This window comes from Candidatus Stoquefichus massiliensis AP9 (assembly GCF_000455285.1).
Classification (GTDB): domain Bacteria; phylum Bacillota_I; class Bacilli_A; order Erysipelotrichales; family Coprobacillaceae; genus Stoquefichus; species Stoquefichus massiliensis.
In genome coordinates, this window is sequence record NZ_HG005288.1 from 332,992 (window position 1) to 337,292 (window position 4,301).

At 37.7% G+C, this 4,301-nt stretch carries 6 protein-coding genes; all 6 read left to right on the forward strand.

What is annotated here, in order from left to right; all coding sequences use genetic code 11:
* Positions 1-306: YdcP family protein (locus tag BN350_RS09595; protein ID WP_081652891.1), on the forward strand; the 306-nt coding region annotated here is incomplete at its 5' end.
* A gap of 18 nt (positions 307-324) precedes the next feature.
* A complete protein-coding gene (locus tag BN350_RS09600) occupies positions 325-702 on the forward strand; it encodes a YdcP family protein (RefSeq protein ID WP_028043406.1) in 378 nt (125 codons plus the stop codon).
* A 178-nt stretch (positions 703-880) separates the two neighbouring features.
* Positions 881-1,762 (forward strand): SMODS domain-containing nucleotidyltransferase, encoded by an 882-nt coding sequence (locus tag BN350_RS09610; RefSeq protein WP_028043407.1) that lies wholly within the window; start codon positions 881-883, stop codon positions 1,760-1,762.
* Complete coding sequence (locus BN350_RS09615) at positions 1,740-2,321, forward strand: SLATT domain-containing protein (RefSeq protein ID WP_028043408.1); 582 nt, start codon at positions 1,740-1,742, stop codon at positions 2,319-2,321. The genes BN350_RS09610 and BN350_RS09615 overlap by 23 nt, the downstream gene beginning before the upstream one ends.
* A 78-nt stretch (positions 2,322-2,399) precedes the next feature.
* Positions 2,400-3,797 carry an FtsK/SpoIIIE domain-containing protein gene (locus tag BN350_RS09620; protein ID WP_028043409.1) on the forward strand — a complete coding sequence of 466 codons (1,398 nt, stop codon included), beginning with the start codon at positions 2,400-2,402 and terminating at the stop codon, positions 3,795-3,797.
* 191 nt (positions 3,798-3,988) lie between these two features.
* Positions 3,989-4,301, forward strand: a 313-nt coding sequence (locus BN350_RS09625; RefSeq protein ID WP_028043410.1) for a helix-turn-helix domain-containing protein, incomplete at its 3' end; no start/stop codon positions are given.

Genomic DNA, 4,301 nt, shown 5'->3' on the forward strand with positions numbered 1-4,301 from the left:
AAATATGTAATACCCCACATGAAAGAAACATTTGGAACATTAGAATATGCAGGCGAAGCAAAGGTTGAACAGAAACGGATCAACGGACGCTTGACGGTAGTTACCCGTAGTTTCAACCTGTACAGTGATGTACAGCGAGCAGACGACATTGTGGTTATCTTGCCAGCAGAAGCAGGAGAAAAGCACTTCACCTTTGAAGAAAAAGTACGTCTTGTCAATCCACGTATTACCGCAGAGGGGTACAAGATTGGCACTAGAGGATTTACAAGATACATATTGCATGCAGACGATATGGTGAAAGCATAAGAAAGAGAGGAAAAACACATGAGATTAGCTAATGGAATTTTTACAGACAAAGAAAAGACATTCGGGAAATTGAAATTTTCAGCATTACGCCGTGAAGTGTTTGTTCAGAATGAGGACGGTACAGCTAGTACAGAAGTCAAAGAACGTACCTATGATTTAAAGTGTAAAGAACAAGGTTGTATGATACAGGTTTCCATTCCAGCAAGTGTTCCATTAAAGGAGTTTGAGTATAACGCAGAAGTGGAAATCATCAATCCTGTGGCTGATACAGTCGCAACGGCTACCTACATGGGTGCAGACGTTGACTGGTATATCAAGGCTGAAAATATCGTCTTAAAGAATGGGAAACAATCAGTACAGCCAAATAACCAGCAGACACCTAACAAGGAAAAATAGCCTTGCAAAATGCAGAAGTTGAAATTATTGACCCTGTTTTATTACATGAGAAATCATTTGATTTATTGAAGATATCAATGCGTTTATATCCCATGTATATGCAGTTACTTAAATTGACAATATAGGTAATTTTTGGTAAAATTGTAGAAATGAATACCTAAAAAAGGGAGGGGTAAATGTGTCAGTCAGTGACTATTTTTCAACATTCTGTTCAAATTTAAGAATGAGTACAGATACAGTTTCAAAAATTCAATATCGTTATCATCAAATAACAAAAAGAATTAACACTGATTATAGAAACAGTTCATCTGAAACAGCATACAGTTTATATGTAGGCTCTTATGGTAGAGGAACCGAAATCTGGACAAGTGATATTGATATGATTGTGCAACTACCATATGAAACATATGCTAAATTTAATGCGTATACAAGTAATGGACAATCTGCGCTCTTACAAGAAGTTAAAACAGTTTTACAAAAGACATACAGTACATCATATGTAAAAGGTGATGGACAAGTTATAGGGATAAATTTTGATGATGGTATTAATTTTGAAATTGTTCCTGCATTTATTAACAAAGATGGTAGTAGTTATACATATCCTGATAGTAATAATGGGGGAAGTTGGAAAACCACAGACCCCAAAAAAGAAATTGAGGCTATTAACGACAGAAATAAACTTGTTAATAAAAACCTTAAGCGTTTGTGTCGAATGGCTCGTGCATGGAAGAAAAAGTGTAATGTCTCTATGAGTGGTATTCTAATAGACACGTTGGCATATAAGTTTATAAATGATTGGGAATACAAGGATAAATCATATTTATATTATGATTATATGAGTAGAGACTTCTTTGAATACTTAAAGAACATAGATACAGATAAAACGTATTGGTTAGCACCAGGGAGCGGAAGATATGTTTACAAAGATGGTAATTTTCAATCTAAAGCTAAAACAGCATATGAAAATGCTTTAACAGCCATATCATATGAAAGTAATAATCAATCATACTCTGCTAAGCAGAAATGGAGAGAAATATATGGAGCGAAATTCCCTGCATAGCCAAGGTTATAAACTTGAATCACAAATAAGAGAAGCCTATGGTAAAGTTACATATACTCAAACGTGCCATGATAAAATCATAAGTAGCTTATTAAAAACTAATAATAGATTAAAGGTATGGCAAATTGTATTATCAGCAGTAACTACAAGTGGTTTTGTTGTAGCAATATTGTCTGAGGGCAAAATAGCTAGTATTTTGGGTGCTATTGTATCGCTACTATTGCTAGTATTAAATTCATACGTTAAAAATTTTGATTTAATCGAGGATGCTCAACAGCATAAAGAAGCTTCTGATTTATTGTGGAAAATAAGGGAAGAATATGTTTCATTATTAACCGATTTTGAAATTTTATCTGTAGAAGAAATCATGAATAAAAGAAATGAATTACAAGAAAGAACAGCAGAAGTATATAGTGGTTCGCCAAGAACTACATCTAAAAGCTATAAGGAAGCACAAAAGGCTTTAAAAACTGAAGAAGAACAAACTTTTTCAGAACATGAAATAGATGTAATGTTGCCTAATTCTATACGACGTTGCAATCGTGATATTGATAAATGATATTTTATTTTTTCAAAAGCAGTTGGTCTAGTTTTAGAAAGATTGACTGCTTTTTCTATACCCAAGAAAGGAGCATAAATGAAATTTTACAACTACAAAGGTAAGCGGATAAGAGCCAGTGATAAGTCACTGGTTTTTCGCTTCTATGCTGGTACGCTCCTGTCTGTCTTTACAGTGGTTTTATTACTGCTAAACAGTGGACAGCTCGTGCGTACTGATTGGAGAGCTATCAGCTTACGAAACGGTATCACATTTACACCGACACCCTATCATGTGTTTACGGTGGTAGCTTCCAGCTTGGTATGTGCCTTACTGGCATTTCTTTATTGTCGCTACTGCTTTGATTATAGAAAGCAGATACAGCACCGCCAAAAGCTGGCACGCATGGTTTTGGATAACCACTGGTATGAAAGTGAAAATATACAGGGAAACAGCTTTTTCACCGACCTGCCGTCAAACAAGACAAAAGAGAAAATCACCTACTTTCCAAAGCTCTACTACCGTATGGAAAAAGGCTTGCTTCATATCCAGTGTGAAATCACATTAGGAAAGTATCAAGACCAGCTTTTGAACTTGGAAAAGAAACTGGAAAGTGGCTTGTATTGTGAGCTGACTGACAAAATACTGCATGACAGTTTTGTGGAGTATACGCTACTCTATGATACAATCGCTAATCGTATCAGTATTGAGGAAGTGCAGGCAAAAGGCGGTAGATTACAGCTTATGAAAAATGTGAGCTGGGAATATGACAGTTTACCGCATATGCTTATTGCTGGTGGTACTGGTGGCGGTAAGACCTATTACATACTTACCATCATTGAAGCACTGCTACGCACCAATGCAAAGCTGTATATTTTAGACCCAAAGAATGCTGACCTTGCCGATTTACAGACCGTCATGCCAGACGTTTACTATCGCAAGGAAGATATGACTTCCTGCATTGATAAATTCTATGACGATATGATGGCACGTTCCGAAGCAATGAAGCTCATGCACAACTATAAGACAGGTGAGAATTATGCTTACTTAGGACTAGCACCCTGTTTTCTTATTTTTGATGAATATGTGGCATTCATGGAGATGCTAGGCAATAAAGAAAATACCGCAGTCCTTAACAAGCTGAAACAGATCGTCATGCTTGGCAGACAGGCAGGCTTTTTCTTGATACTTGCTTGCCAAAGACCAGACGCAAAATATCTTGGTGACGGTATTCGTGACCAGTTCAATTTTAGAGTTGCGTTAGGTCGTATGTCGGAGCTTGGCTATTCCATGATGTTTGGTGAAACGTCAAAGCAGTTTTTCTTAAAGCCTATCAAGGGGCGTGGCTATGTTGATGTAGGAACAAGTGTTATATCAGAATTTTATACCCCCTTAGTGCCAAAAGGTCATGATTTCTTACAGACCATAGGTGAACTGGCACAAAGCAGGCAGGACGGACAGGTGGCGTGCGAAGCGAAAGCCACAGGTACGCTCTAGCCTTGCGTTGGTGTGGCGAAGCCACGCCAACACGATAAACCCCTCGTATCTAACAGAGGGGTACAAACAGACAAATAACACGAACAAAAATCACAGAAATCTTTTATCTCATAAGGGGTTTTCATGATTTATGGTGGTTGTCCGATTACTTCAAAAATCAGACAATCGCCTTTTTGATTGGAGGAATGTAATTGAAAGAAGAAACAAGCTCATTTGCAGAAACGCTGAAAAGCAAGCGCAAGCAATATGGGATATCACAAGAACGACTTGCGGTCATGGCTTCACTCCCTCGCCAATACATCAGTGAAGTGGAAACAGGCAAGACTATACCGCCAGCAGATAAACAGAAGCTAATCGCTATGGCTTTAGAAAAGCTAAATCCAGAAGCACCCCTTACCATGCTGATTGATTATGTACGCATACGTTTCCCCACAACGGACGTAAAGCATATCGTACATGGCGTGCTGAAGCTAAAACTAGACTTCATGCTTCATGAGGAATACG

Coding starts and splice junctions, on each gene's coding strand:
- BN350_RS09600 (WP_028043406.1), top strand. CDS start 325: ATGAGATTAGCTAATGGAATTTTTACAGACAAAGAAAAGACATTCGGG.
- BN350_RS09615 (WP_028043408.1), top strand. CDS start 1,740: ATGGAGCGAAATTCCCTGCATAGCCAAGGTTATAAACTTGAATCACAA.
- BN350_RS09620 (WP_028043409.1), top strand. CDS start 2,400: ATGAAATTTTACAACTACAAAGGTAAGCGGATAAGAGCCAGTGATAAG.